Source organism: Mesorhizobium sp. M0119 (assembly GCF_040322615.1).
In the GTDB taxonomy this organism is placed as follows: domain Bacteria; phylum Pseudomonadota; class Alphaproteobacteria; order Rhizobiales; family Rhizobiaceae; genus Mesorhizobium.
The window spans coordinates 1-573 of the sequence record NZ_JAMYTU010000116.1 but is presented as its reverse complement, the minus strand read 5'-3'; the positions used below and the strand labels follow the sequence as shown (position 1 = coordinate 573).

Below are 573 nucleotides of genomic sequence, written 5' to 3'. Positions count from 1 at the left end.
GGTGGCCCGCACTATTCGGCTGCCAAGGCGGGTGTTCTGGGGCTTGCCAAGGCCATGGCGCGCGAATTCGGTCCCGAAGGCATCCGCGTCAACTGTGTCACACCGGGCCTGATCCAGACCGACATCACCGGCGGCAAACTGACCGAAGCCATGCGCGCCGACATCATCAAGGGAATCCCGCTCAGCCGGCTGGGGGATGCGCGCGACGTCGCTGGCGCCTATCTCTTTTTGGCGTCCGATCTGGCCAGCTACATCACCGGCGCCGTGATCGACGTCAACGGTGGGATGCTGATCCATGGCTGAGAGGATAACGGATCTTGAGATGCCTCGCGCTGGCAGCAATGTCAGCCTGGCCGAACGAGCCTATCGTATCCGCCGACATGCCGTGCGAATGGGCCAAGTCCAGGGCCAAGGTTATGTCGGACAGGCGCTGGGTGTCGCCGACGTGCTTGCCGTCGCCTATTTCCATGCGCTTCGCTACCGGCCGGAGGACACGTTGTGGGAGGGACGCGACCGCTTCCTGCTGTCGATCGGACACTATGCGATCGCGCTCTACGCGGCTCTGATCGAAGC

The 573-nt window shown here is 63.5% G+C and carries 2 protein-coding genes; both read left to right on the top strand.

The window, feature by feature from the left end; translation table 11 throughout:
* On the top strand, positions 1-303 hold a 303-nt coding region (locus NKJ40_RS31820; protein ID WP_352469397.1), incomplete at its 5' end, for an SDR family oxidoreductase.
* On the top strand, positions 296-573 hold a 278-nt coding region (locus NKJ40_RS31815), incomplete at its 3' end, for a thiamine pyrophosphate-binding protein (RefSeq protein ID WP_502903793.1). The genes NKJ40_RS31820 and NKJ40_RS31815, both read left to right, overlap by 8 nt.